The sequence below is a fragment of the Saccharopolyspora mangrovi genome, from assembly GCF_035320975.1.
In the GTDB taxonomy this organism is placed as follows: Bacteria; Actinomycetota; Actinomycetes; order Mycobacteriales; family Pseudonocardiaceae; genus Saccharopolyspora; species Saccharopolyspora mangrovi.
This window is the reverse complement of the sequence record NZ_JAWLNX010000001.1, coordinates 252,028-277,506: the sequence shown is the minus strand read 5'-3', so window position 1 is coordinate 277,506 and position 25,479 is coordinate 252,028. Positions and strand designations below refer to the sequence as shown.

Here is a 25,479-nt window from a genome sequence, read left to right as displayed (position 1 = left end):
GCCCACACGACCTCCATCCCGAACCAGCGAACTCCGCAATCATCCAAGACCCGGCCGACAAGATCACCGGAGGCGCGCAGGGCGTTCAATTTCGCGCGAAGTTCGAGCCTGAACTTTCCCAGTCGAACTTCGCGCGAAATTCGAATACCTCACTCCGGCGGGTGAGATTCGATCGCTGCTGGTGATCACGGCGTCACACATCGGGGTGGGGGTGTGCGACACGCCGAAGTGGCCTGGGGGGTCGGACCGGCTAGATCGGACCGCCGCTAGCTTTGGGGGCATGCGGGTACTGCACACCTCGGACTGGCACGTGGGGCGGACGTTCCACGGCCGTGACCTGCTCGGAGATCAAGAAGCCGTGCTCGGCGGACTGGCCGAGCTGGTGACCGAGGAGCAGGTGGACGTCGTGGTGGTCGCCGGTGATCTCTACGACCGCGCGGTGCCCTCCGGAGAAGCGGTGCAGACGTGCGTGCGGGTGCTCTCCCGGATCCGCGAGGCCGGCGCGCAGCTGGTGATCACCTCCGGCAACCACGATTCCGCGCCGCGCGTCGGCGCGTTCGCCGACTTCGCCGCAGCGGGCGGCCTGCACCTGCGCACCCGCGTCGACCGGCTGCACGAGCCGGTGCTCATCGACGACGAGCACGGCCCGGTCGCCTTCTACGGCCTCCCCTACCTCGAACCCGACCCAGCCAAGCACGCCCTGCAGGCCAGCGCCGACGTGCCCGGGGCCAACGCCGAGGTCGAAAGTCGCGGTCACACGGCCGTTCTCACCGAGGCGATGAACCGCGTCCGCGCCGACCTCGCCGACCGTCCACGAGGGACTCGGTCGGTGGTGCTCGCGCACGCCTTCGTCACCGGCGGGGAGGGCAGCGAGTCCGAGCGCACCATCGCCGTCGGCGGCGTCGAGCAGGTGCCCGGCTCGGTCTTCGACGGCGCCGACTACGTCGCGCTCGGCCACCTGCACGGCCCGCAGACGCTCGCCGAGCACCTGCGCTACTCCGGGAGTCCGCTGGCCTACTCGTTCTCCGAGGCCAGGCACCGCAAATCGGTGTGGCTGGTCGACCTCGACGCCGACGGGCTCGCCGAGGTGCGGCGCCACGAGCTGCCGGTCCCGCGACAGCTGGCCACCATCGAGGGCGAGCTCGACGACCTGCTGCACGGGCCCGAGCACGCCGAGGCCGAGGACTGCTACGTCTCGGCGACCCTGACCGACGAGGTCCGCCCGCTGGAGGCGATGCGCCGCCTGCAGGAGCGCTTCCCGCACGCGGTGCACCTGGAGTGGAAGCCCGCGACGGGCAAGGCCACCGCTCCGCTGCGCTACGCCGAGATCGTCCGCGGTCGCGACGACAACTCCCTGGCCGCCCGGTTCGTCGAGGACTGCCGGGGCGCCGAACCCAACGACTCCGAACGGGCGCTGCTCGACGAGGCGCTGCACGCGGTCACCGGCGCCGAGGGGGCCGAATGAGGCTGCACAGCCTGGAAGTCACCGCCTTCGGCCCCTACCGCGACCACCAGGTGGTGGACTTCGACCAGCTCGGTGCCGACGGCCTCTTCCTGCTGCACGGCGACACCGGCGCGGGCAAGACCACGCTGCTCGACGCCATCGCCTTCGCCCTCTACGGCGCCGTTCCGGGCGCGCGCAACGACGCCAAGCGGTTGCGCTGCGACACCGCCGACGCCGAGGTCAACACCCGCGCCGTGCTGGAGCTGACGATCCAGGGCCAGCGGTTGCGGCTGGAGCGCAGCCCCGAGTACCAGCGCCCGAAGAAGCGCGGCGAGGGCTACACCACCCAGCAGGCCAAGGCCTCGCTGACCTGGATCGGAACGACCCCCGACGGGCAGTCCCCGGAGGGCCTGACCCGCATCGACGAGGTCGGCCGCACGGTGCAGCGGCTGCTGGGCATGAGCGTCGAGCAGTTCTTCCAGGTCGTGATGCTGCCGCAGGGCGAGTTCGCGAAGTTCCTGCGCGCCGACACCGGCGAGCGCGAGAAGCTGCTGGAGCGGCTGTTCGGCACCGAGCGGTTCGGCGAGGTCGAGCGCTGGTTCGTCGAGCGCCGCCGGGAGCGCTGGCGCGAGGTGGAGGCGCAGTCGCAGCAGGTCCGCGAGCTCAACGCGCGCATCTCGCAGGTCTCCGGCGTCCCGCAGTCCTCCGAGGTCGGCGACGAGAACTGGCTGGAGGACATCCAGAAGCAGGCCCTGCGCGAGCTGGAGAACACCCGCGCCGAGCACACCCGGCTGCGCCGGGAGCGCGACCAGGCCGAGGCGAGGCTGACCGAGCGGCGCGAGCTCGCCGAGAAGGTCCGGCGCGTCCGCCAGGCCAACGCCGCGCTCGCCGAGATCGACGCCAAGCGGGCCGAGCACGAGGCCTGGCGCGCCGAACGCGCCGCCGCCACCAGCGCGATCCCGGTCATCACCGCCCGCCGCGCCGCCGAACGCGCCGAGCAGGAACGCGACCGCGCCCAGGCCGAGGTCGCCACCTGGGCCTCCCGCTGCGAGGTCGATCCCGAGGCGCCGCTGGACGAGTTGCGCTCCCGCGCGGGCGCCGAGCGGGAGCGGGCCGGAGCGCTCGCGCAGCTGATCCCCGAAGCGCAGCAGCAGGAATCCGACCGCCGCAAGCTCGCCGAGCTCATCGCCAAGATCACCGCCGACGAGCGTCGCGAGACCGAACTCGCCGCGCAGCGCGACGGCCTGCCGGACCGCATCACCGCGGCCCGCACCCGCGTCGAGGAGGCCAAGCACGCCGAACTGCGCCTGGACACCGTGCGCACCCGGGGGTCCGAGGTCGCCGCACTGCTGACCACCGCGCGCGAGATCCCCGCTGCGCAGCGGGAACTGGAGACCGCCAAGGGCAACGCGCAGCAGGCCGTCGACGCCCACCAGCAGGCCCGCGACCAGCTGCAGGACCTGCGCGCCCGGCGGCTGGCGGGCATGGCCGCCGAACTCGCCACCAACCTCGGCGACGGCGAGCCCTGCCCGGTGTGCGGCTCGGCCGAGCACCCGGCGCCGAAGCAGCCCGTCGACGACCAGGTGCGCGCCGAGGACGAGGAGCTCGCCCAGACAGCCGAGCAGCGCGCCCAGGCCGCGCGGGAGCGCGCCACCACGGCGGCCCAACAGGCCGAGCAGCAGCTCGCCAACCTGCGCGAACGCCTCGGCGAGCACACCGAACCCGAACTCGCCGACGAGCTGGAGCAGCTGCGCGCCGAGCAGAACCGGCTCAGCGAGACCGCCGCCGACCTCGCCCGGCGCGAGTCCGAGCTCGCCAAGTTGGAGTCGGCGACCGACGAGCTCGGCGAGCAGATCTCCGCGCTGCGCACCGGAATCGCCGCTGCGCGCAGCGAGAACACCGCGCTCACCACGGCGATCGAGGAGCGCGAGGCCCGATTGCGGGACGGGCGAGGCGATTTCGACAGCATCGCCGACCGCCGCGCGCACCTGCTCGACATCGCCGACAGGCTGGAACGGCTCATCGCCGCCCGCACCGCCCGCGACGACGCGCAGCAGCGCCTCGCCGAAACCCGCGCCGGGCTCGCCGAAGCCGCCACCGCAGCGGGTTTCGCCGGTGTCGACGAGGCCATCGCCGCCGAGCGCGACGAGCAGCGCCTCGCCGAGCTGGAGGAGTCCCTCGCCGAGGTCGACCGCCGCGCAGCGGGCGCCCGTGACGCGCTGGCCAGCGCGGACCTGTTCGGCGTGGACCCGGACACCGAGGTCCGGCTGGAGCAGGCGTCGGAGGCGGCGACCACGGCCCGCGAGGCCGCCGAGCGCGCGGCGGCGCTGGCCCACCGCGCCGAGCAGCGGCACACCGAGCTCTCCGACCTCGGCGAACGGCTCCGCGCCGCGTGGGCGCAGCTGGGGCCGGCGATGGCCGAGCACGCCGAGCTGGAGGCGCTGGCCGACGTGGTCAACGGGCGTGGTCAGAACGCGCGCAAGATGTCGCTGCGCGCCTACGTCCTGGCCGCCCGGTTGGAGGAGGTCGCGATCGCGGCCACCCGCCGCCTGCAGCGGATGAGCGACGGCCGCTACTCGTTCGTGCACTCCGACGCCGCGGGCGCGCGCGGCACCCGCGGCGGTCTCGGCTTGGACGTGCTCGACGACTACTCGGGCAAGGTCCGCCCGGCCAAGACCCTCTCCGGTGGCGAGTCGTTCCTGGCGTCGCTGTCACTGGCGCTGGGCCTGGCGGACGTCGTCGCGGCCGAGACTGGTGGCGCGCTGCTGGACACCCTGTTCATCGACGAGGGCTTCGGCACGCTCGACGCCGACGCGTTGGACCTGGTCATGGACACCCTCGACGAGCTCCGCGCCGGTGGTCGCGTCGTCGGCCTGGTCTCCCACGTCGAGGAGATGCGCCAGCGCATCGCCGTCCGCCTCCGGGTCCGCAAGTCCCGCCACGGCTCGAGCCTCGAACTCTCCACCTCCTGACCTCGGGGGGAGTACCGCGGTTTCGCCCCGGTTCAGGAGTGGCGGCGTTCGTGCTCCAGGAGCCACTGCTTGCGGTCGGAGCCCCAGCGGAACTCGCCGACGGAGCCGTCGCTGCGCACGATGCGGTGGCAGGGCACGAACAGCGCCGCCGCGTTGCGGGAGCAGGCCGTGGCCGCGGCGCGGACGGCGCGGGGCTTGCCGGTGAGACCGGCGAATTCGGAGTAGCTGACCAGCTTCCCGGGAGTCACGGTGCGCAGCACCTTCCACGCGTGCTGCAGGTACGGGCCGGACTGCTGGTGCACCGGGATGTCGTCGATCGCCTCCAGATCACCTTCGTGGTAGGCGACGATCGCCTTGGTGACCGGGCCGAGGTCGTCGGCCTCCACCAGGGTTTCGAACATCAGCGACGGCGCCACCTGCGGCAGCAGGTCGTCGGTGAAGGCCGTCCAGCCGGAGGCGAGCACGACGCCGTCGGCGTCGACCACCGCGCAGAACGGGCCCGCGGGAGTTTCCACAGTGGACCACTTGATCACGATTTCTCCAAGAGCTCGAAGGATTCCTGCCGTGTCACGTCGTCGGGCCGCGCAGGTGGCCCGCTGCTCGCGGTCTCCCACAGCAGCACGCCGGCGTAGGAGCGCCACGGGCTCCAGCGCCTGGCGTGCGCCAGCAGGGCGGTGGGTTCTTCCGGGATTCCTAGCAGTCCCGCGCCCCGCCTCAGCGCGAAATCACCGGAAAGCAGCACATCGGGCGCCCCGAGGACGCGCATCACCACGTAGCTCGATGTCCACGGCCCCACGCCCCGGATGCGCTCCAGGTCGTCGCGCAGTTCCGCCTCGTCGCGACCGGGGTGCAGTGCGAGCCGCCCCTCGGCGACCGCGGCCGCCACGTCCCGCACGGTTTCCGCACGTCGGCGGGGGCCCGGCAGGGCCGTGACCGCGTGCTCGGCGAGCACTTCGGCGGTGGGGAACAGCCGGGTCACCCCGCCGTCGGGGTGGGGCAGTTCGGCGCCGAGCTCGGTGACCAGCCGCTCGGTCGTGGCGCGTGCGGCGGCGACGGAGATCTGCTGGCCGACCACCGCCCGCACCACGATCTCCAGCCCGTCCACCGCGCCCGGCACGCGGACGCCGGGGGAGCGCTGGACCGAGGCCCGCAGCAGCGGGTCGGAGCCGAGCGCTTCGCCGATCGCGACCGGGTCGGCGTCGAGGTCCAGCAGCCGCCGCAGCCGGGCCACGGCGCTGCCGAGGTCGCGCAGGTCGGTGAGCCGCAACGTGCAGGAGATGTGCTTGTCCGCAGTTCGCAGCGTCGCGATGCCGGTGCCGTGCGGGAGCCGCAGCGACCGCGAGTACGCCCCGTCGGCGCACTCCTCGATGCCGGCCAGCGCCCTCCGCTGCAGGAACCGCAGCACACCGGCGGTGTCGCAGGGCGTTCGGAACGGCAGCCGCAGCTGCACCGTTCCGGCACCGCTGCGCGCGCCGCGCTTCTGCCCGCGCAGTTCGGTGGGGGTGCGGCCGAAGACCTCGCGCATCGTGTCGTTGAACTGCCGCAGGCTCGCGAACCCGGCCGCGAACGCGACATCGCTGAACGGGATGTCGGTGGTCTCGATCAGCACCCGCGCGGAGTGCGCCCGGTTGGCCCGGGCCAGCCCCAGCGGACCCGCTCCGAGCTCCGCGGTGAGCACCCGGGTCAGGTGCCGCTCCGAGTAGCCGAGCTTGTCGGCCAGTCCCTGCACCCCGCAGCGGTCCACCACTCCGTCGCTGATCAGCCGCATCGCCCGCCCGGCGAGGTCGGCCCGCAGGTCCCACTCGGGGGATCCGGGCACCGCGTCGGGCAGGCAGCGGCGGCACGCCCGGTAGCCGGCGGCCTGCGCTGCGGCGGCCGTCGGGTAGAACTCGCTGTTGCTGCGCTTGGGCGTGCGCGCCGGGCAGGACGGTCGGCAGTAGATGCCGGTCGACCGCACGGCGTGGATGAAGGTGCCGTCGAACCGCGCGTCACGCGCGGCCACGGCCCTGAAGGCGTCCTCTGTTCCCACCAGCACGACCTCGATGCTCCCAGCGCGGGGGTGCGGTTACTAGCGGGAATCGGACATGGCGAGCACCACCGGGCCCGATGAGCTGCGGGCGGAACCCCTAAACTCCCAAGGCGTGAGTCTCACCCTCGGAATCGTCGGTCTGCCCAACGTCGGCAAGTCCACCCTGTTCAACGCGCTGACCAGCAACGACGCGCTCGCGGCGAACTACCCGTTCGCCACCATCGAGCCCAACGTCGGCGTGGTGCCGCTGCCGGACGTCCGGCTGGACAAGCTGGCCGAGGTGTTCGACTCGGCCAAGACGGTGCCCGCGACCGTGTCGTTCGTCGACATCGCGGGCCTGGTCAAGGGCGCCTCCGAGGGGCAGGGCCTGGGCAACAAGTTCCTCGCCAACATCCGCGAGGCCGACGCGATCTGCCAGGTCATCCGCGTCTTCGACGACCCGGACGTGGTGCACGTGGACGGCCGCATCGACCCGTCCAGCGACATCGAGACGATCAACACCGAGCTGATCCTCGCCGACCTGCAGACGCTGGAGAAGGCGCTGCCGCGGCTGGAGAAGGAAGCCCGGACGAACAAGGACAAGCGTCCCGCGCTGGAGGCCGTCAAGAAGGCCCAGACGATCCTGGAGGACGGCAAGACGCTGTTCGCCGCCGGGATCGGCAAGGACGACGCTGACCTGCGCGAACTCAACCTGCTGACGACCAAGCCGTTCCTGTACGTGTTCAACGCGGACGAGGGCGTGCTGGCCGACGAGGCCAAGCAGAAGGAGCTGCGCGAGCTGGTCGCCGCGGCCGACGCGGTGTTCCTGGACGCCAAGGTGGAGGCCGAGCTCAAGGAGCTCGACGAGGAGTCGCAGCGCGAGCTGCTGGAGACCATCGGCCAGGACGAGCCGGGCCTCAACGCCCTCGCCCGCGCCGGGTTCCACACCCTCGGCCTGCAGACCTACCTCACGGCGGGCCCGAAGGAGGCCCGCGCCTGGACGATCCCGCAGGGCGCGACCGCCCCGCAGGCCGCGGGCGTCATCCACACCGACTTCGAGCGCGGCTTCATCAAGGCCGAGATCGTCTCCTACGACGACCTGATGGCCGCCGGCTCCATGTCCGAAGCCAAGTCCGCGGGCAAGGTCCGCATGGAGGGCAAGGACTACATCATGACCGACGGAGACGTCGTGGAGTTCCGCTTCAACGTCTGAGCCGCTTCGGGCGGGGCGAGCTGGAGGTGCCGTGAAGATCACCGACTCCATCGCGATCGCCCTGCCGCGCGAAGAGGTCGTTCAGCTGCTCGCCGACCCCGCGCACCTGCCGAAGTGGTTGCGGGGTCTGGTGCTGCACGAGCCGGTGAGCGGGGTGCACGGGCACGTCGGAACCGTCTCGCGGGTCGTGCTGCGGATGGGGAAGCAGGAGATGGAGTGCACCGAGACCATCACCCGCCGGGAGCCGGCGGACCTGCACCGCATCCCGAATGACGGCGTCGTGCACTACGAGCGCGAGATCGTCGCCCAGGGAATGTGGAGCGCCACCCGCGACCGGTTCACCGAAGCCGGTCCGGGGGCAACGCTCTGGGAGAGCGAGAACGAGTACCGGTTCGACAGCCTGCTGATGCGACTGCTGAGCCCCTTCATGCGGGGTGCCTTCCGCAAGCAGTCACAGCAGCACTTGGAAGACTTCAAGGCCTTCGCCGAGCGCGGTACCGACGTCCGCGCGGTGGAGAGCTGATCTTCGGTGGTCTTCTCCGCTGAAACGCTGGGCGACCTGCGGGCCCGCTGTTCGAGTGCGGGCATTGGTATTCTCGTTCGTGCGGCGGGTTCCGTCGCACGACGCACTTCCAGGTGGTTCGACACCTGAATCATTGCGGAGAGGTCTGATCTACCAGGCCATGTCCCAGTGGGGTGCCGCGCTCTTCGCGCGCAAACCTGCATGCCGATCCCGGATCGGCCGATGAAAGGACATGGCCATGTCTCCCAAGGACGAGAAGAACCTCGAGCAGGTCCTCGGCAAGATCGCCCAGGCGGACGAGCCTCGGCGTTCCGTCATGCAGCGGATGCACGAGGTGATCCTCGAAGCAGCCCCTGACCTCAAACCGCGGATCTGGTACGGCATGCCCGGCTACGCGAAGTCGGCGAGCAGCCCCGTCCTCGTGTTCTTCCGGAACGACGAGCTGATGTCTCTCGGGGTGAGCGAGAAGGCGGCGCTGTCCCCCGCGAGCGGCCGCGGCCTGCTGATCCCGTGCGCCTGGTTCTTCGACGATCTCGATGACGCGACCGAAGTTCGAGTCGCCGAGATCGTGCGAGCGGCCGTCGCCTGACGCACGCACCAGGGCATCCGGCCACGGTCGGATGCCCTGCACCGCGCTTGGGGCACCTGCGTTGCGAGGCCGGCACAGGCCGAGACGCTACTTGCGGACGAAGGTGCCTCGGCCTTGGGTCCTGATCACCAGGCCGTCGGTTTCCAGGGCCTTGACCGCCTTGACCGCGGTCACGGTGGCCACCTGGTAGATGTCCGCGAGTTCGGTGCCGGAGGGGAGTCGGCTGCCGGCGGCGAGCTCGCCGGATTCGATGTCCGCCCGGAGGTCGTCCGCGATCTGCTGCCAGACGGTGACCGGTCCGTCCCGTTCGATCCGATCAGCTCGGCTGTCCCACATGCGGACAACTGTCTTTCACTGCAGTTAAGCCTGCTGGATGACATAAGACCGCAGTAGACTGCCGTAGTCCTCCGCATGGTGGCTCTCGCGATCGGCGGGTGTTCGATCGACTTGGAGGTGGTGTTGTTCGATGATCGAGAGTGGTGGACGTGTCCGGTAGCGGAGAGCGGTGCGGACGAGTCCTGGTGGATTGCGGCGACATGGGCCTCGACGCCATGACGTGTCACGTCGAGATCACCCACCCGCACGTCCTCGCCGCTTGGCGCATCGCCCAACGCATCGGACGCTCACCCCACGCCCCCGAGAGTGCACCCCAGACGGCCTGACCTGCACAACACACCCAACCGCAAGCGGATTCCGCGATTCACCACGAACCCCACTCGGATCCGTGACGGAACCAGAAGATCCAGGACCGCCCCAACCCCGGGGTTGGGGAACGGACTTGAGTCTCAGGCGGTTCGGGTGTGCCTGATTACCGCCGTAATCGGGGGCCGGATTACGGCGGTAATCGGGCACACCCAGCCCTCGGGCTGGGAGCGTCCGAGTGGCTGATCTTGGGGTAAACGCCTGTTTTCGCCGTTGAGTTGTTCTAGCGTCTGCCGAGAACGGCGGTGTGCCGTCGGTTTTGGGTTGGGCGGGAGTGAGGGGCGTTGCCGGAGGACGACAACAACGAGCCGTCGGGTTCGAGAGGTTCGGACACGCCCACATGGGTCGCGATCATCGGAGCCGTGGGTTCGGTGGTCACCCTCCTCAGCTTCCTGGGGTTCGCCAACATCGGGCAGCTGGGCAACGCGCTCGACAACGCTCTGGGCGGCGGCAGCGCCTCCTCGTCCGCCGAGCCGTCGAGAGCCTCGGTGAGCAGCGAGGACGACGAACCCAGCGCCACCTACAGGCCGACGCGCACGTCCACCACCAGGCCGACGAAGACCGCGTCGCCGGACGACTCGGCCACCGACGAAACTCCGTTCACGGCCGATGCGCTGCTGCCCGACGACTTCGAGGACGAGCGCGGCGTCGGCTACACCCGCGTCGCGTCGGGGGTGCACGGCTGCACCGACGCTTCGCACATGTCCGACAACGTTCAGCGCGAGCTGCGCAGCTACGACTGCGATCTGACCGTCACCGGGAACTACCTGAAGTCCGGCGACGTCTCGGAGGACGCCGACGTTCTCGTGTCCGTCCAGGTCATCCGCTTCGACGACATGTCGACGGCGAAGGCGGTCAAGGAGCGCATCGTCGCCGACGGCTCGTGGGACTTCGGCATCTGGTGCCCGAACCGAGGGCGCGGAAGCGACGCCTGCGACGGCTACGAGCGGGCGCGGACCGAGAGCTACGTCAGCTACGACCACCGGTACGTGGTCCACGCCGTCGCCCTGTACGTGAACCTGAGTTCGTCGCCCAGCACCGAGACCGCCACCGACGCGGCCGCGGATGCGGCCGTCACCGAGATCGGCCCGGAGAACTACACCGGCGAGTGAGCCGAGCTCGCTGCCATGCGGGTGCCCGGGCCCAACTCGTCGGGCCCGGGCATTTCCGCAACTCGGTTACTCGGCGAGCTTCGCGATCGACTGCGCCCAGAGGAAGTACTTGTTGGTGCCGAGGTCGCGTACGGTCTTGATGCCGAAGGCCGACTTGAGCTGTTCGGCGTCGGAGTCGCTGACGCCCTTCAGGGCGGCCACCGGTGCGTCAGCCAGCTCCGCGATGGTCTGGCCTTCGTAGGACTTGTCCAGCTTGCCGGCGAGGTCTCCCATGGGAAATGCCCTCCCAAAAGTCGATCGAGCGGACCGGTGGGGACCCTACGAGCAGCAGCGTCCCGGGCAACCTGGGCGAGCGCGGGCAATACGTTCGAGTGTCACCCTTTTCGGGGGCGATCTCGGGCTCGGAGGAGTGGTGAGCATGACCGCCGTGGTTCAGGTCAACCTCGTCGTCGCGGACCTCGAACGCAGCCGGGAGTTCTACGAGCGGCTGGGGATCACCTTCCGCCCCCGCAACAGGCGCGGTGCAGGATCGGCCGAGGCGTGGGTGTCCAGCAACACCGGCATCGCGGTCGGGCTGCACTCGACGGAGTTCGCGTCGTGGTGGGACGAGAGCGCTCCGCAGCCGTCGGCGGGAGGCCCGCAGCTGGACCTCGAACTCGACTCCGCGGACACCCTCGACGCCACGGTCGAGGAGCTCGGCACGAGCGTCGTCAAGCGGCCGGCGGACATGCCGTGGGGTCAGCGCTTCGCCATCGTCCTCGACCCCGACGGCCACCGGATCGGGCTGAAGACACCTGCTCGGTGAGGCCGCAGTTCCGGTTGAAACCGTCATCGCCCCGGGGTGAGATCGGACGTCGACGGGCGTGCGGAGGGAGCGGTGATGACGTCGAAGGCGCAGCTGCGGAAGGCGGCGTTGGGGTTGCCCGAGGTGGAGGAGGGGAGCCGCTCCGGGATGGTGTCGTTCTCGGTGCGCGGCAGGGGTTTCGCGTCGTTGACCGAGGACGGTGTCGTGCAGGTGTGGCTCACCGACGCCGATGCGGAGGCCTTCCTGGCGAAGGTTCCGGGGGAGCGCTTGGCGCGGGCGGGCAAGCCGTTCGGGATCGCGGTGCCCCTGGCGGAGATCAACGGCAAGGACCTCAACGAGCTCATCCGGCTGGCCTGGCGCTGCCGCGCGCCCCAGCGCCTGGTCCGAGCCCGCGAAGCCGAGCCCGCCGACTCGGACCTGCCCACCTCGATCGGCCGACCTGCGACCAGAGCCCTGCGCGCCGCCGGGATCACCCACCTCGCCCAGCTCGCGACCTGGACCGACGACGACCTCCTCGCCCTGCACGGAGTGGGCCCGAAAGCCATCCGCGTCCTCGGCGAAGCCCTCCACGAACGCGGCCCCCGCTGAGGCCGAAACGATCACCGAAGTTACTAACATTGATGATAGTATCATCTGTGATACTAACTTCGAAGGGTGCTGCGGATGGTGGAATTCGTCGGTCGGCGGGACGAGCTCGCCACGTTGGAGCGCGAGCTGCAGAAGGTCTCCGCAGAGGCCGGCGGGGAGCGGCCCGGCAGGTGCGTGATGTTGCGCGGGCGGCGCCGCGTGGGCAAATCACGCCTGGTCGAGCGCTTCGCGGAGCGCTCAGGGGTCCCGTTCTTGTTCTACGCGGCAACTGGAGCCTCCGCTGCGGATGATCTAGCGCGGCTTGCTCAGGATGCTCAGGCATCGAACCTGCCGCTAGCGCGTCTGATGTCGGCCGCGCAGCCGCAGAACTGGGATGCCGCCTTCGACGTGCTCGCCGCAGCGCTGCCGACGGACCAGCCGAGCGTGCTGGTCATCGACGAGGTGCCGTACCTCATGGACGAAGGTGGCGCTTTCGAGGGGATGCTCCAGCGGGCCTGGGACCGAGCTCTGGAAACGAAGCCAGTGCTGCTGATCCTCATCGGCTCGGACCTTTCGATGATGGAGGCGCTCAACAGCTACGGACGGCCCTTCCACCAGCGCGGCCGGGAGATGGTGCTGGGGCCGCTGAACCCAGCCGAGGTTGGGTGCATGTTGGGGCTGGAGGCGGCGGAAGCGTTCGATGCCGCGCTCGTCACCGGAGGGCTGCCGCTGATCTGCGCTGACTGGCCGCGCGGCGCAAGTCTGTGGGACTTCCTCGACGAGGCGCTGAACGATCCCGTCTCGCCACTGCTGGTGTCGGCGGAGCGGTCATTGGCCGCCGAATTCCCGCCGAATGCTCAGCCGCGGAGAGTGCTGGCAGCGATCGGCAGCGGCGAGCGGACCTTCACCAACATCGCCCGAGCAGCTGGAGGGATCGCGGCCACATCGCTGCAGCGGTCCCTGGAGATCCTCGTCGATAAGCGGATCGTCGCCGGTGACGAGCCTCTGTCAACCCGTCCCTCGAAGGAACGTCGATACCGGGTGACGGACTCGTACCTGCGGTTCTGGCTGCACCTCGTCGGCCCGTACATCGGGGAGATCGAGCGGGGGAGAGGAGACCTAACCCTGGCGCGGATCCGGGACGCCTGGACCAGCTGGCGCGGGCGGGCCATCGAGCCCCTCATCCGCGAGGCGCTCGCCCGGATACTGCCCGACGACAAGCTGCCGGAAGCACCAGCAGTGGGCGGGTACTGGACCCGCAGCAACAGCGTCGAGATCGACATCGTCGGGGCGGACCGAGCGCCGATCGCCAAGGAACTGCGCTTCGTCGGCTCCATCAAGTGGCTCGAACGATCTCCCTTCGACCAGCGCGACTTGGCGGCCCTCCACCGCCATCGCGCAGCGCTCACCGATGAACCGGTTCCGCTCCTGGCCGTCTCGCGCAGCGGTGTGGACTGTTCAGGTCTCGATGCCTGCTACGGACCCGCCGATCTGTTGAACGCCTGGCCGCTCTAGGTGGTTCGCGGGTTGGTCCTTCCGGGCTCGGCGGAATTGGGGGAGGGGGCCGGCGTACATCTACTCAGCGCGGAGGCGTTCTTCAACGCTGCTGAAACACCCCTGCTGACCTGCAGCATCGTGGTGCGACCGATGTTGGGGACGGGTGAGGGTGATGATCGAGGAGAACCGGAGGATCGGCCGACCGATGTGCCGATCGGCGAACTTCGCCGTGGTGCTGCGGGAAGCGCAGTGGGAGCTCGACCGGGTGGCGTTCCGGCTGCCCAGGGGCGAGGTCTCCCGAACCGAACGGCACAGACTCGCCGACGTGTTGACCGAACTGGCCGAACAACTCCGCGACTACGAGTGAACCGGGAACTTCTCGGGTTCCGCGCGGCCGCGAGGCTGATAGCGTCGGACGGGTGAGTCCGGTGCTCGTGATCGGTGCGGGAGTGCACGGCCTGACCTGCGGCGTCGTGCTCGCCGAAGCAGGTAGGCAGGTGCTGATCCGCACCGCCGAGCGGCCGCGGGAGACGACCTCGGCGGTCGCCGGGGCGATGTGGGGCCCGGCGCGGCTCAAACCACCCGAACGAGTCCTGTACTGGGCGACCCTCTCGCACGCCGAGTTCACCGCGCTGGCGCGCGACGAGAACACCGGGGTGCACCTGGCCTCCGGCCGGATGGCGGCCCGCTACGACCTCGGCGACGTGGTCCCGCCGGAGACCAAGCTCATCTCCGACCTGCGGCGATGCGGTGAGGACGACCTGCCGGGCGGATTCGTCTGGGGCTACCGGGGAACCGTTCCGCTGATCGACATGCCCCGCTACCTCGACCACCTCGTCGAGCGCTTCCAGGCGGCCGGGGGAGAGATCCAGCTGAGCCCGGTCTCCTCGCTGGCCGACGCCGCAGCTGAGTCCGACACCGTCATCAACTGCACCGGTGTGGGCGCGCACGAGCTCGTCGGCGACCCCGGCGTGTTCCCGGTGCTCGGGCAGCACGTCGTGGTGCGCAACCCCGGGATCGACGAGTACTTCATCGAGCTCAGCGAAGGCGGCGAGTTCACCTCGTGGATGCCGCACGGCGACCGGGTGGTCCTCGGCGGCATCTCCGTGGCGCACGACTGGCGGCGGACACCGCGCGCCGAGGTCAGCGCCGGGATCCGCCGCCGGGTCGCCGAACTCGAACCGCGGCTGGCCGACGCCGAGGTGCTCGAGGAGACCGTCGGGCTGCGGCCGGGCCGCGAGTCGGTGCGAGTCGAGGTCGAGCGCTACGAAGGAGCGCGCATCATCCACGACTACGGCCACGTCGGCTGCGGCATCGGGCTGTCCTGGGGCTGCGCCTTCGAGGTCGCCGACCTCGTCGAGGGCTAGGCGAACTGCTCCACGACGGTGTCGATCTCCTGGGCCAGCGACGTGTCGTTGCCGGTGATGCCGCCCTTGAAGTGCGTGGACAGGGAGAACGTCACCTTCTTGTGGCGGATGTCGATGTCGGGGTGGTGGTTCTCGTTCTCGGCGATCTCGGCGATTCGCGTGACGGCCTGGATGGCCTGCGGGAACCCGGGGAAGTCGACCTCGCGGACGATCTTGTCGCCGTCCCGGTGCCACTCCGGCAGGTGTTCCAGGGCCTCGGAGATCTGCGCGTCGGTGAGGAGTTCGGTCATGCCCACATGGTGCACGAGCCGGCGCGGATCGACCGTCCATTCTGAGACCGAGCTGAGAATCCGGTCGATCACTGTGAGAAGCGCCTGAGACCTGATGCCCGGGCAGGGTGGAGGTCGGCATCCTGGACATCATGTTGCCTCGGGTTCTGGTGGTCGACGACGAGCCGGGAGTGCGTGCCGCGCTGCGCCGCGGACTGACCGCGGAAGGCATGGAGGTCAGCGTCGCCGCGGACGGGCCCGAGGCGTTGCGGCTGGCCATGACCGGTGCCTTCGACGTCGTGCTGCTCGACGTCATGCTGCCCGGCATGTCCGGCTACCGGGTGCTGGAGCGGATGCGCGAGCAGGACGTGGCCACCCCCGTGCTGCTGATTTCGGCCAAGAGCGGAGAGGTCGACCAGGCCGACGGGCTCGACCTCGGAGCCGACGGCTACCTGGTCAAGCCCTTCTCGTTCCTGGTGCTGGTCGCCCAGGTGCGGGCGCTGCTGCGGCGGCGCGACAACGCCGGTCAGCAGGCCTGCCTGCGGGTCGGGGCGCTGGAGATCGACCGCAGCAACCGCGAGGTGCACTGGGACGGTCATCCCGTCACGCTCTCGCCGCGCGAGTTCGGGCTGCTCGTCGCCCTGGCCAGCCACCCCGAATCGGTGGTGCCCAAGGACGACCTGCTGCGCATGGTGTGGGGCGAGGAGCAGTTCGTCACCCGCAACGTCGTCGAGGTCTACGTCGGCTACCTGCGGCGGAAGCTGTCCGCGGTGGGTGCCGGTGAGCTCGTGCAGACCGTGCGCGGGCAGGGCTACAGGGTGTGCGCAGACGCATGATCGGGAGGCTGCGCGGCTGGTGGCAGCGCCGCACCATCCAGTTCCGCACCAGCGTCGTGGCCACCGTCGTCGCGCTGATCGGGCTCGGCGTCGTCGCGCACGCCGGGGCGGGCATCGTCAGCTGGCTGCTGATCGACTCGGTGGACGCCGACCTCAAGCGCATCGCGGGCGGCACCGCGAACCAGGTCGCCGCGGGCGCGCCGATCGTCGGACGGCCGGACGTGCGCGTGCTGGAGGAGCGGACCGGAGCACCGGTGGACGGGCTGCCCAGCGCGAACCTGAGCGAGTGGCAGATCGTCGAGCTGAGCGCGGGCAGCGGAGTCCTCGACTTCGAGGCGCCCGCCGAGCTGCACCGCTGGCGCGGCGTCGCGGTCACCGACCCCGCCGGGCGTCATCTGCTGGTGGCCGCCGAGGCGCGCCTGGTCGGTTTCGCCGACACCGCCGGGCGCACCGGCAAGCTGCTCAGCTTCGGATCGGTGCTGGCGGCGGCCCTGGTCGGCTTCGCGACCTGGCTCGTCGTGCACCGCTCGCTGCGCCCGGTGGACCGGATCCGCAGCGCCGCCGCCGGGCTGCCCGAGGGCGAGCGGCTGCCGGTGCCCGAGGCCGCTGACGAGATCCGAGCGCTGGCCGAAGAGCTCAACAAGATGCTCGCCCGCCGCGACGCCGACACCGAGCGGCTGCGGCGCTTCACCGGCGACGCCGCGCACGAGCTGCGCAACCCCGTCGCCTCGATCCGCGCGCAAGCCGAGGTCGCGGTCATGCACCCCGACCCGGAGATCGCGCACGAGACGCTGCAGGACATCGCCCTCGAAGCGCAGCGGCTGTCCACGCTGGTGGAGAGCCTGCTCGCGCTGGCCCGGGCGGAACGCGAGGTCGAGCCCACCCAGCCGGTGGACCTGGCGGCGGCGGTGCGCGCGGTGGCCGAACGGCTCGGCAGCGACGTGGAATTGGACGTGCCGGGTGAACCGGTGCTCGTGCTCGCCGCTCCCGCCGAGGTCTCGACCGTGCTGGAGAACATCATCGGCAACGCCCTGCGCTACACCCGGACGCTGGTGCGGGCATCGGTGCAGGCCGAGCCGGGGATGGGCGTGCGGCTGGTGGTCGACGACGACGGCCCCGGCATCCCGCCCGAGCACCGGCCGCGCGTGTTCGACCGCTTCTACCGCGTCGAACCCGACCGGGCCCGCAGCACCGGCGGCGCCGGTCTCGGGCTGGCGCTGGCGGCCGAGGCCGTGCGCAGGCGCGGCGGGACCGCGCACGCGGCCGAGTCACCGGCGGGTGGCGCGCGCATCGAGGTCCGCTGGCCGGCCGCGCCCTGACGTCGGGCAAGATTCGTGGGCGTGGCGGTTCTGCGCAGTACCGGTCTGATCGAGGCACCGATGGCCACCGTGGGTGCCGCGCTGCGGCACACCCGCACCGCCGAGACCGGGCTCGCCGCGCTCGGCGTGCGCGGCAGGGCGTTGACCAGCGCCGATTCGCTGCTGGTGCCCGGTGATGAGCTCGCGTTCCGACTCGCCGCGTTCACCCTGACCACCCGGATCGTGCGCGCCGACGCCGACGGGCTGAGCTCGGTCCTGGTCTCGGGTCCGCTGGCCCGGCTGCGGCACGACACCGCCGTGGCGCAGGTCGGGCCGCGCACGCTGCTCACCGACTCCGTGCGGTGGACCAGCCCGTTCGGTCCGCTGGGCAGGATCGGGGATGTCGCGTTGGGCCGCCGGTTGGTGCTCGACGTGCTGGCCGCCCGCATCCGAGCCGTCCGCGAACTGGCCGAGTCCTGGGCGAGCCGGGAGGTCGTCGTGGGCGCCGCGATCGTGCACGGGGGTCGGCTGCTGGCCCAGCAGCGCAGCTACCCGGCCTCGCACGCCGGTCAGTGGGAGCTCCCGGGTGGACGCGTCGAACCCGGCGAGGACGAGTCCGAGGCCGTCGTCCGCGAATGCCGCGAAGAGCTCGACGTCGACGTCCGTCCCACCGGCCGCCTCGGCACCGACGTGCCCCTGGACAACGGCATGCTCCTGCGCATCCACACCGCGGAGCTCAAGGACCCGGCCCAGCGGCCCACGGCGGTCGAGCACCGCGACGTCCGGTGGGTGGGCGCCGCGGAACTGCCCGCCCTCGACTGGCTCGAAACCGACCGAGTGCTCCTGCACACCCTGCGCGAGCTGTTGAGGGACTAGCGCCCCGGCCGCTCAGCGGGGTAGAGCGACAGGCCGGTCTCGAAGGGATCCGCCTGCGTGGAACCCGTCGAGAGGCGGAGCGGGTTCCACCTGTTCCAGGGACCTCCGCGGAGGGGGTTGCGCTGGGCGGGCGAGGGGATTCGGGGGGTGTGTGGCGGGGAGTCTGATTTTCGAATTTCTGATCTTGTGCTGGGTGGAAATGTCGGCTGAACGTGATCGGCAAAGGCGTGGTGGCGGAGTTACATTGAAAGAATGTTTGTAGTGCTGCTGCAATACACCGCACCCGAATCGGATATCGACGCCCAACTGGTAGATCACTACGAATGGGTCACCCAGCATTACGACGCAGGCGACTTCATCGCAGCCGGTCACCGGCACCCGCGCAACGGGGCGGTGATCATCGCCCGGGCGATGTCCCGCGGCAGGCTGGACGCCATCCTGGCGACCGACCCCTTCGCGCTGCACAAACTGGTCCGCTACGAGGTCATCGAGTTCCAGGCGCTGCGCACGATCCCCGAGTTGGCGTCCTACGCCGACCCGTTGACCACGGCGGCGCAGAGCTAGCGGAAGGCCTGGTTCCGCCGCGGTGCGCGCGCCGCGGCGAGGTCACTTCGCGTTCTTCTTCTTCGCCTTCTTCGAAGACTTCTTCTGCGCTTTCTTGACCTCGTCCGCTTTGGCTTCGCGGAGCAGCGACTTGAGCGCCACGATCGGGCAGCTCTTGCACGGTGGTTGCGAATGGCAACATTTTTTCTTGACCTTGATGGTGCCTTTGCCCACTGTGCTTCTCTCTTGCGCGGGTACGGGGGTGTGGCCGAGGGTAGGTGAACCTAACCCGACATGGCGAACTTGATGTTCGCCCGCTGTTCGCTGTTGCGCTGCGCACGTGCGCGCCGGTCCCGGATGTGCTTGCACTACGCTGGAGACGGCCGCGTGTCGACGTAGCGCCCCCGCAAGCCGCGGGGTGCCGCCCGAAATGAGCTCCGCAGCAGCGGCGCAGTGGAGCCGCGGCCGGCGCCTGGAAGTCAGCAGGCGCCGTGCGGGACACCCGCATCCGGTGCCATCGCCCAGCGGTGCATCACATCGACGAACCGCCGCGCCCTTTCCGCGCCGAGCCATGGAGTACCCGCGTGTCCGCCACCAGCGTCGCCGCCCCCACGCGCAGTGATCTGCGCAACGTAGCCATCGTCGCGCACGTCGACCACGGCAAGACCACCCTGGTCGACGCGATGCTGCGCCAGTCCGGGGCCTTCTCCGAACGCGCCGAGCTCGTCGACCGCGTGATGGACTCCAACGACCTGGAGCGTGAGAAGGGCATCACGATCCTGGCCAAGAACACCGCGATCCGTCGCGAGACCGAAGACGGCCCGGTCACCATCAACGTCGTCGACACCCCCGGCCACGCCGACTTCGGCGGCGAGGTCGAGCGCGCGCTGTCGATGGTCGACGGCGTGACCCTGCTGGTCGACGCCAGTGAAGGCCCGCTGCCGCAGACCCGCTTCGTGCTGCGCAAGGCGCTGGCCGCGAAGCTGCCGGTGATCCTGGTCGTCAACAAGGTCGACCGCCCCGACGCGCGCTGCGCCGAGGTCGTCGAAGAGGCCCACGACCTGCTGCTGGAGCTCGCCAGCGAGCTCGACGGCGAGGTCGAGCTGGACATGGAGGCCATCCTCGACCTGCCGGTCGTCTACGCCTCCGCCCGCGCCGGCCGCGCCTCGATGGAGCAGCCCGTCGACGGCGAGCTGCCCGCCGAGGAGAACCTGGACTCGCTGTTCAAGGTCCTGCTCGAGCACGTGCCCGCGCCGATCGCCGACTACGACTCGCCGCTGAGCGCGCTGGTCACCAACCTCGACGCCTCGTCCTTCCTGGGCCGCATCGGCCTGTGCCGGATCCACTCCGGCACCATGCGCAAGGGCCAGACCGTCGGCTGGTGCCGCGAGGACGGCAGCGTCGAGAAGGTCCGCCTCACCGAGCTGCTGATCACCGAGAACCTCGACCGCGTCCCGGCCGAGCAGGCCTCCGCGGGCGACCTGGTCGCCATCGCCGGCGTTCCGGACATCACCATCGGCGACACCCTCACCGACCCGGACAACCCGAAGCCGCTGCCGCGGATCACCGTCGACGACCCGGCGATCTCGATGACCATCGGTGTCAACACCTCGCCGCTGACCGGCCGCAACGGCGGCACCAAGATCACCGCCCGGCAGGTCAAGGCCCGCCTGGACTCCGAACTGATCGGCAACGTCAGCATGAAGGTGCTGCCGACCGAGAAGCCCGACGCCTGGGAGGTCCAGGGCCGCGGTGAGCTGGCGCTGGCGATCCTGGTGGAGAACATGCGCCGCGAGGGCTTCGAGCTGACCGTCGGCAAGCCGCAGGTGGTCACCAAGACCATCGACGGCAAGCTGTGCGAGCCGTTCGAGCGGCTGACCATCGACGCACCCGAGGAGCACCTCGGCGCCGTCACCCAGCTGCTGGCCGGTCGCAAGGGCCGCATGGAGACGATGGACGGGCACGGCACCGGTCGCATCAAGCTGATCTACGTGATCCCCTCGCGCGGCCTGATCGGGTTCCGCACCGAGTTCCTCACCGAGACGCGCGGCACCGGCATCGCCAACCACGTCTTCGAGGGCTACTTCCCGTGGGCGGGCGAACTGCGCACCCGGCACAGCGGCTCGTTGGTCGCCGACCGCTCCGGCCCGGCCACCAACTACGCGCTGCTGCAGCTGGCCGACCGCGGCTCGTTCTTCGTGCAGCCCGGCAGCGAGGTCTACGAGGGCATGGTCGTGGGCGAGAACCCGCGCGCCGAGGACCTCGACGTGAACATCACCAAGGAGAAGAAGCTCACCAACATGCGGTCCTCGACCGCCGATGAGCTGGAGAAGCTGGCCAAGCCGCGCACCCTCTCGCTGGAGGAGGCCCTGGAGTTCTGCTCCGGCGACGAGTGCGTCGAGGTCGGTCCGGAAGCCATCCGCGTCCGCAAGATCACCTTGGACAGCACCACCCGAGGCCGCGAGCGCTCCCGCCAGAAGGCCCGCGACAACGCCTAGAGCTGTCGGTGGTCCCGCCGCTCGGCGGTGCCAGCAGGGGAACCTGAGCGGCGCTGTGGACTCCGCGCGCCACGACTGGTGCATGTCCATGCACGGCGTCGCGGCGTGCTCGCCGCAGCCCCGCTCAGAACCCCCACCGGTGCGAGTTGCTCATGTGGGGTAGAGAGGAAGCGGCTTCGCGCTTGCCTGACGGCACGGGTCGGCGACCCCGGTGACGATCATCGGATCGCTTGCGGAACCATAGGGGGCTCTCGCGCGTCCTGCGTTCGGATGTAGCCGTCCGGACTCGGAATGCCCGCCCCGGGGTGATCCTCCGGCGGCCGATGTGAGGGGAGGTTCGGCGTGTCCCAGGGTCGACGCCGCACACGCGGCGCGGTTCCCCTGCTGGTGGCCATCGTCAGCCTGGTCGCGGGCTGCACCAACGCACCGCCGCCGCAGCTCGTGGAGCCGGCCCCGACGACCAGCCCGCCCACCACCAGCACCCCGGCGCAGCCGATGCCGATCGAGGTCGTCGTCGGCGTCGACGAGCTCGAAGGCGGGTTCAACCCGCACACCCTGGCCGACCTGTCACCGACCAGCTCCGCTCTCGCCGGGCTCATGCTCCCCTCGGTGTTCCGGCCCGGCCCGGACGGCGCGTTGCAGCTGGACGCGAATCTGATGGAGTCCGCCGAGGTCGTCCCGGGCGCGGAGAAGTTCACCGTCCGGTACCGGATCAAGCGGCAGGCCAGCTGGTCCGACGGCGCCCCCATCGCCGCCGAGGACTTCGTCTACCTGTGGGAACAGCTGCGCTCCCAGCCCGGTGTGGCCGACCCGGCCGGTTACCGGCTGATCGAGGACGTCGCCTCCCGGCAGGGCGGCAAGACCGTCGACGTCACCTTCAGCCAGCCCTTCGCCGGCTGGCAGACGCTGTTCAACAACCTGCTGCCCGCGCACCTGCTGCGCGCCGCCCCGCGCGGCTGGGCCACCGTCCTCGACGACGGCTACCCGGCCTCGGGCGGGCCGTTCGCGATCCGGCAGATCGACCTGGACCGCGGCGAGATCATCCTGGAGCGCAACGACCGCTACTGGGGCCCGCCCGCGCAGTCCGAGCGGATCGTGCTGCGCGCGCTCGACAAGCCGCGCCAGGTCGAGGCGCTGCGCAGCGGCGACAGCCACCTGGCGCTGTTCAGCCCCGACGCCGGGACCGTCCAGTCGCTGCACGACCTGGGCGATCAGGTGCAGCTGATGACGGTGCCGCGCCCCGCGACGATGGAGATGCTGCTGCGGCAGGACAGCCGCGCCCTCGCCGACACCAAGGTCCGGCAAGCCGTGCTGGCCGCCCTGGACCGCCCCGCGCTGATCGAGGCCGGAACCGGTGGCGGGCCCGGCGACCAGCTGCAGGCGCACGCGCAGGTCCTCGCGCCGTCCGAGCACGGCTACACCCCGACCGAACCGGCCGGGGCGTTGCCGAAGCAGCCCGACCGAGCGCAGGTCGAGCGGCTGCTGACCGAGGCCGGATACCAGCGCAGCGGCAGCTCGTGGGTCCGGGACGGGCGTCCGCTGAACCTGGTGATCGCCGCGCCGTTCGAGCACGAGGGCTACATCAGCATCGCCGAGGCCGCCGCGAAGCAGCTGCGCGACCAGGGCATCCAGGCCACCGTGGTGACGCCCACCGGGGACCAGCTCTTCGGCGACATGCTCGCCACCGACCCGCACTCGGCCGAGGCCGGGACCTCGGGCACCGTCGACATGGCCGTCGCGCCGCGTCCGGCGGGCGGCGACCCGGCGGCGACGATGGCCTCGTCCTACGGCTGCCCGGGAGTGGACTCCGACAGCGAGCAGCCGCTGCCGTACAACGCGGCCGGGTTCTGCGACGAGCTCCTGCAGCCCACGATCGACGCCGTGCTGAGCGGTCGGCTGTCGTTCCAGCAGGCCTCGGCCAACGTCGAATCGGTGCTGTGGCGGGACGCGATCGCCCTGCCGCTCTACCAGCAGGCCCAGGTCCTGGCGCTGAGCAAGGAGGCCAAGGGGGTCCAACCGGGGCACGGGTTCGCCGGGCCCTTCTCCACGGCGGCCGAGTGGCTCGGAACACCGGCTGAAAACGACGGCTATTAATTGCTGATCTGATCCGTGGTCGTATTGCTTTGCGGTGCCAGTTGCTTGCTCGGGGCAAAGAGAAACCGGCTTCGCCGGTTGCCTGACGGTGGTTCTGGGCCCTTGGCTGTGTGGTGCTGGGTGGCGATTAGGCTGGACCGGTGACGCTGACGGCCCCACCGCGGTTGCTGCTGGTACACGCACACCCAGACGACGAGACCCTTTGGACCGGCGGGACGATCGCCCGCTACGCCGCCCGCGGCGTGCAGGTGTACGTGGTGACCTGCACGCTCGGCGAGGAGGGCGAGGTCATCCCGGAGAGCTTGCAGGGGCTGGTCGCCGACCAGGCCGACCAGCTCGGCGGCTACCGGGTCGGCGAGCTCCGCTCGGCCTGCGCCGCGCTTCGGGTCGCCGACCAGCGGTTCCTGGGCGGCGTCGGCCGGTGGCGCGACTCCGGGATGCTCTGGGAGCAGCCCGGCCAGGCGACCTCCCGCCCCGACGCGCATCCGCGCGCCTTCGCCATCGGAGACCCGGAACCGCAGACCGCGGCGCTGGCGGAGATCCTCGACGAGGTGAAACCGCAGGTCGTCGTGACCTACGCCGAGGACGGCGGCTACGGCCACCCCGACCACGTCCGAGCTCACGAGATCACCCGCGCGGCGGTCGAGCGGGTTCCTGACGTGGACCGGCTGTTCTACGCGGTGCCCTCGCGCGACTCGCTGGCCGCCGGGCTCGCCGACCTCGCGCGCGCCGATGACCTGCCCTTCGAGCTGCCCGAACCGCACGAGCTGGCCAGCGTCGCCGACGAGTCGATCACCACGGTCATCGACATCGCCGAGCACCTCCCGGCCAAGATCAGCGCGCTCCGGGCGCACGGCACCCAGGTCAAGGTCTGGGTCGAGCAGTGGCGCAACGGCGACGGCGTCGCCTCCTACGCGCTGTCCAACGGCGTGGCGCAGCCGGTGCTGAGCACCGAGCACTACGTGCTGGCCACCGGACCGGCCGAGGGCTGCGAGGCGGACCTGTTCGGCGGGCTCGGGGTGAGCGGCACCGAACCGGTGGGGGACCGGTGACGCGAGCCGACGCCACGCTGTTCGGGTTCCTGCTGGTCGACGCGGTTCTGCTGGCGATCCTGGAGCTGCTGTTCCTGCCCCTCTACATCGGGTCGGTGCAGTTCCCGATCACCGCCGCGGTGGCCGCGGTGACGACTCCGCTGCTGGTCGCCGAGGCGGGCCGGATCTCCCGGCGGCGCCGGGTCGCCGGAGCTCCCCTGGTGCTGTGGTTCTTCGTGGTGCTCGTCTTCGGCGTCCTCGGCCCCGGCGGCGACGTCGTCCTCCTCGGCAGCGACTGGCGAACCCTCCTGCTCATCGCGGGCGGCGCCCTCCCCAGCGCCATGATGCTCGGCATCGTCCTCGCCAAACCCGCCCCCTGACCGCGAACAACGCACACCTCCGGAGGGCGAACACCGCGGTTCTCGCCCCGGGAGTTTCGGCAGAATGGGGGTGGGAGGACCGATGGCGGAAGTGTTGACCGATGAGCGGGTCGCCGGGGTGCTGCGGCCGTTCGTGCGGGCCGCGACGCCCGTGCTGGCCGCGCTGCGCGAGGCCGATCCGGTGCGGTTGCGGGGGCGCGAGATCGAGGCCCTGGGCGACGGGGCGGTGAACAAGCTCCTGCGGCAGCTCGACTCGATGCAGCTGCCCGGCAGCTCCACCTGGGACGCGATGAGCGTCGACGAGCGCTGCGACTGGTGGACGCAGCGCGTCGGCCGGTTCCTGGCGCTGGCGGCCGGGTTGCCGCGCTTCGGCGGGGCGATCACCTCCCGGCTGCCGCTGCGCAACGCGCTGGGCATCACCGGGCAGAGCCTGGTGCTGTGCGCGATCGCCGGCGAGCACGAGGTGATCGATCCCGCCGTGAAGGTCCAGCTGATCGCCGAGGTGTTGCTGGGGCGGAAGATCAGCCCTGAGCTGGCCGCCGGGGCCGCCGAGGACGACGCGCGCACGCAGGAGCTCACCGAGGACCTCGACGCCGCCGAGCGCAAGCACGGTAAAGCGACCGTGAAGGCCGTGGTGCGCACGGTGTGGCGCATGGCACGTGCGCTCTGGGAGATCGACTCCGAACTCGACAAGCGGCCCCAGGGACGGCTGCACCACCAGCTCCTCGGGAACGTTCCCGTGGTCGGCGTCGTGGGTGGTTACCTGGGGGAACGCTCGGCGCTCAAGCGCATCGGCCGGAAGGGGGCGGAGTGGTTGCGACGGAATGGTTTACGCTGTTAACTACGGCGACGTAG

27 protein-coding genes are annotated in these 25,479 nt (G+C 70.7%); 21 read left to right on the top strand and 6 right to left on the bottom strand.

Annotated elements, in window-relative coordinates; all coding sequences use genetic code 11:
• The first annotated feature begins 280 nt into the window (after positions 1–280).
• Both R4I43_RS01410 and R4I43_RS01405 read left to right on the top strand, forming a co-directional pair.
• On the top strand, positions 281–1,465 hold the full coding sequence (locus tag R4I43_RS01410) for an exonuclease SbcCD subunit D (protein WP_324263628.1): 1,185 nt from the start codon (positions 281–283) through the stop codon (positions 1,463–1,465).
• Entirely contained in the window at positions 1,462–4,416 is a 2,955-nt protein-coding gene (locus R4I43_RS01405; RefSeq protein WP_324263627.1) for an SMC family ATPase, read from the top strand. The genes R4I43_RS01410 and R4I43_RS01405 overlap by 4 nt, the downstream gene beginning before the upstream one ends.
• 32 nt (positions 4,417–4,448) lie before the next feature.
• On the opposite strand, the gene R4I43_RS01400 is transcribed toward R4I43_RS01405, so the two are convergent.
• Positions 4,449–4,952 (bottom strand): methylated-DNA--[protein]-cysteine S-methyltransferase, encoded by a 504-nt coding sequence (locus R4I43_RS01400; RefSeq protein ID WP_324263853.1) that lies wholly within the window; start codon positions 4,950–4,952, stop codon positions 4,449–4,451.
• Positions 4,946–6,451 (bottom strand): AlkA N-terminal domain-containing protein, encoded by a 1,506-nt coding sequence (locus R4I43_RS01395; protein ID WP_324263626.1) that lies wholly within the window; start codon positions 6,449–6,451, stop codon positions 4,946–4,948. Before R4I43_RS01395 ends, R4I43_RS01400 begins: the two co-directional genes overlap by 7 nt.
• Before the next feature lie 106 nt (positions 6,452–6,557).
• Between R4I43_RS01395 and ychF the strand changes: the two genes are divergently transcribed.
• The 3 genes from ychF to R4I43_RS01380 all read left to right on the top strand — a co-directional run bounded on the left by ychF (position 6,558) and on the right by R4I43_RS01380 (position 8,749).
• Entirely contained in the window at positions 6,558–7,637 is a 1,080-nt protein-coding gene (gene ychF, locus R4I43_RS01390; RefSeq protein ID WP_324263625.1) for a redox-regulated ATPase YchF, read from the top strand.
• Positions 7,638–7,668: 31 nt separating this feature from the next.
• On the top strand, positions 7,669–8,160 hold the full coding sequence (locus R4I43_RS01385; protein WP_324263624.1) for an SRPBCC family protein: 492 nt from the start codon (positions 7,669–7,671) through the stop codon (positions 8,158–8,160).
• A 238-nt stretch (positions 8,161–8,398) separates the two neighbouring features.
• Positions 8,399–8,749, top strand: a complete 351-nt coding sequence (locus tag R4I43_RS01380; protein WP_324263623.1) for a DUF1801 domain-containing protein — start codon at positions 8,399–8,401, stop codon at positions 8,747–8,749.
• 87 nt (positions 8,750–8,836) lie between these two features.
• On the opposite strand, the gene R4I43_RS01375 is transcribed toward R4I43_RS01380, so the two are convergent.
• Positions 8,837–9,085, bottom strand: a complete 249-nt coding sequence (locus tag R4I43_RS01375) for a GntR family transcriptional regulator (RefSeq protein ID WP_324263622.1) — start codon at positions 9,083–9,085, stop codon at positions 8,837–8,839.
• A 149-nt stretch (positions 9,086–9,234) separates the two neighbouring features.
• Between R4I43_RS01375 and R4I43_RS01370 the strand changes: the two genes are divergently transcribed.
• Together R4I43_RS01370 and R4I43_RS01365 are read left to right on the top strand one after the other, a co-directional pair.
• The gene (locus R4I43_RS01370) at positions 9,235–9,411 is read left to right on the top strand and encodes a hypothetical protein (protein ID WP_324263621.1); all 177 of its coding nucleotides are present in this window, start codon (positions 9,235–9,237) and stop codon (positions 9,409–9,411) included.
• Positions 9,412–9,813: 402 nt separating this feature from the next.
• Positions 9,814–10,563 (top strand): hypothetical protein, encoded by a 750-nt coding sequence (locus R4I43_RS01365; RefSeq protein ID WP_324263620.1) that lies wholly within the window; start codon positions 9,814–9,816, stop codon positions 10,561–10,563.
• 66 nt (positions 10,564–10,629) lie between these two features.
• On the opposite strand, the gene R4I43_RS01360 is transcribed toward R4I43_RS01365, so the two are convergent.
• Complete coding sequence (locus tag R4I43_RS01360; protein ID WP_324263619.1) at positions 10,630–10,836, bottom strand: hypothetical protein; 207 nt, start codon at positions 10,834–10,836, stop codon at positions 10,630–10,632.
• A 145-nt stretch (positions 10,837–10,981) separates the two neighbouring features.
• Between R4I43_RS01360 and R4I43_RS01355 the strand changes: the two genes are divergently transcribed.
• The 5 genes from R4I43_RS01355 to R4I43_RS01335 all read left to right on the top strand — a co-directional run bounded on the left by R4I43_RS01355 (position 10,982) and on the right by R4I43_RS01335 (position 14,799).
• Positions 10,982–11,368 carry a VOC family protein gene (locus R4I43_RS01355; protein ID WP_324263618.1) on the top strand — a complete coding sequence of 129 codons (387 nt, stop codon included), beginning with the start codon at positions 10,982–10,984 and terminating at the stop codon, positions 11,366–11,368.
• 75 nt (positions 11,369–11,443) lie between these two features.
• Positions 11,444–11,956, top strand: coding sequence for a hypothetical protein (locus tag R4I43_RS01350; protein ID WP_324263617.1), 513 nt, complete (start codon positions 11,444–11,446; stop codon positions 11,954–11,956).
• 75 nt (positions 11,957–12,031) lie between these two features.
• Complete coding sequence (locus R4I43_RS01345) at positions 12,032–13,450, top strand: ATP-binding protein (protein ID WP_324263616.1); 1,419 nt, start codon at positions 12,032–12,034, stop codon at positions 13,448–13,450.
• A gap of 154 nt (positions 13,451–13,604) precedes the next feature.
• Positions 13,605–13,799, top strand: coding sequence for a hypothetical protein (locus tag R4I43_RS01340; RefSeq protein ID WP_324263615.1), 195 nt, complete (start codon positions 13,605–13,607; stop codon positions 13,797–13,799).
• Between the two features lie 52 nt (positions 13,800–13,851).
• The gene (locus tag R4I43_RS01335) at positions 13,852–14,799 is read left to right on the top strand and encodes an FAD-dependent oxidoreductase (RefSeq protein WP_324263614.1); all 948 of its coding nucleotides are present in this window, start codon (positions 13,852–13,854) and stop codon (positions 14,797–14,799) included.
• Here the strand turns inward: R4I43_RS01335 and R4I43_RS01330 are convergent.
• On the bottom strand, positions 14,796–15,089 hold the full coding sequence (locus R4I43_RS01330; RefSeq protein ID WP_324263613.1) for a 4a-hydroxytetrahydrobiopterin dehydratase: 294 nt from the start codon (positions 15,087–15,089) through the stop codon (positions 14,796–14,798). The genes R4I43_RS01335 and R4I43_RS01330 overlap by 4 nt on opposite strands.
• Positions 15,090–15,220: 131 nt before the next feature.
• Between R4I43_RS01330 and R4I43_RS01325 the strand changes: the two genes are divergently transcribed.
• The 4 genes from R4I43_RS01325 to R4I43_RS01310 all read left to right on the top strand — a co-directional run bounded on the left by R4I43_RS01325 (position 15,221) and on the right by R4I43_RS01310 (position 18,642).
• Positions 15,221–15,904 (top strand): response regulator transcription factor, encoded by a 684-nt coding sequence (locus R4I43_RS01325; protein ID WP_324263612.1) that lies wholly within the window; start codon positions 15,221–15,223, stop codon positions 15,902–15,904.
• On the top strand, positions 15,901–17,223 hold the full coding sequence (locus R4I43_RS01320) for a sensor histidine kinase (protein WP_324263611.1): 1,323 nt from the start codon (positions 15,901–15,903) through the stop codon (positions 17,221–17,223). The genes R4I43_RS01325 and R4I43_RS01320 overlap by 4 nt, the downstream gene beginning before the upstream one ends.
• 21 nt (positions 17,224–17,244) lie before the next feature.
• Entirely contained in the window at positions 17,245–18,078 is an 834-nt protein-coding gene (locus R4I43_RS01315; RefSeq protein WP_324263610.1) for an NUDIX domain-containing protein, read from the top strand.
• Between the two features lie 252 nt (positions 18,079–18,330).
• Positions 18,331–18,642 carry a YciI family protein gene (locus tag R4I43_RS01310; RefSeq protein ID WP_324263609.1) on the top strand — a complete coding sequence of 104 codons (312 nt, stop codon included), beginning with the start codon at positions 18,331–18,333 and terminating at the stop codon, positions 18,640–18,642.
• Between the two features lie 42 nt (positions 18,643–18,684).
• On the opposite strand, the gene R4I43_RS01305 is transcribed toward R4I43_RS01310, so the two are convergent.
• Positions 18,685–18,855: a hypothetical protein gene (locus R4I43_RS01305; protein WP_324263608.1), complete on the bottom strand. Its 171-nt coding sequence runs from the start codon at positions 18,853–18,855 to the stop codon at positions 18,685–18,687.
• A 350-nt stretch (positions 18,856–19,205) separates the two neighbouring features.
• On the opposite strand from R4I43_RS01305, the gene typA reads away from it, so the two are divergent.
• From typA to R4I43_RS01280, 5 genes are all read left to right on the top strand, one after another.
• Positions 19,206–21,119, top strand: a complete 1,914-nt coding sequence (gene typA, locus R4I43_RS01300) for a translational GTPase TypA (RefSeq protein WP_324263607.1) — start codon at positions 19,206–19,208, stop codon at positions 21,117–21,119.
• A gap of 342 nt (positions 21,120–21,461) precedes the next feature.
• Complete coding sequence (locus R4I43_RS01295) at positions 21,462–23,213, top strand: ABC transporter family substrate-binding protein (protein WP_324263606.1); 1,752 nt, start codon at positions 21,462–21,464, stop codon at positions 23,211–23,213.
• A 140-nt stretch (positions 23,214–23,353) separates the two neighbouring features.
• On the top strand, positions 23,354–24,265 hold the full coding sequence (gene mshB, locus R4I43_RS01290) for an N-acetyl-1-D-myo-inositol-2-amino-2-deoxy-alpha-D-glucopyranoside deacetylase (RefSeq protein WP_324263605.1): 912 nt from the start codon (positions 23,354–23,356) through the stop codon (positions 24,263–24,265).
• Positions 24,262–24,624 (top strand): hypothetical protein, encoded by a 363-nt coding sequence (locus R4I43_RS01285; protein WP_324263604.1) that lies wholly within the window; start codon positions 24,262–24,264, stop codon positions 24,622–24,624. The genes mshB and R4I43_RS01285 overlap by 4 nt, the downstream gene beginning before the upstream one ends.
• A gap of 82 nt (positions 24,625–24,706) precedes the next feature.
• Positions 24,707–25,465 carry a hypothetical protein gene (locus R4I43_RS01280; RefSeq protein WP_324263603.1) on the top strand — a complete coding sequence of 253 codons (759 nt, stop codon included), beginning with the start codon at positions 24,707–24,709 and terminating at the stop codon, positions 25,463–25,465.
• Positions 25,466–25,479 lie beyond the last annotated feature (14 nt).